1 protein-coding gene is annotated in these 427 nt (G+C 39.3%); it reads right to left on the minus strand.

Features of this window, described 5'->3' with window-relative positions:
- The coding region (locus AAGV33_RS16380) for a DUF7507 domain-containing protein (protein ID WP_373393453.1) at positions 1 to 427 on the minus strand (427 nt) is incomplete at both ends.

Genomic DNA, 427 nt, shown 5'->3' on the forward strand with positions numbered 1-427 from the left:
GCCTGTCTTAACAAAGGCTAATGATCCTGATTTTGGTAAAGTAGTCTCAGTACTATCATCATTATCCACTGCTGTTCCTGATGTATCCTGAACATCTACGCCTTGTGGATCTTGTCCTATTGCAATTGCTGTATTAGTAACAACGCCTGCATCAATATCAGCTTGGGTGATAGCGTAATCTTGTGTTACCACTCCTGTTGCTAATGGTGCTAAAGTTGATGGAACTAATGCTAAATTAGTCACTCCCAGTTTGGCATCATTGATTACAATATTATCTACTGTTACGTTTCCTGTATTGGTTACTGTAAAAGTGTACGTAATGATATCGCCAACTACCGCTCTTGTGGCATCACCATTGTAAACGCCTGTCTTAACAAAGGCTAATGATCCTGATTTTGGTAAAGTAGTCTCTGTACTATCGTCATTA

It is taken from the genome of Flavobacterium magnesitis (genome assembly GCF_041729735.1).
GTDB lineage: Bacteria > Bacteroidota > Bacteroidia > Flavobacteriales > Flavobacteriaceae > Flavobacterium > Flavobacterium magnesitis.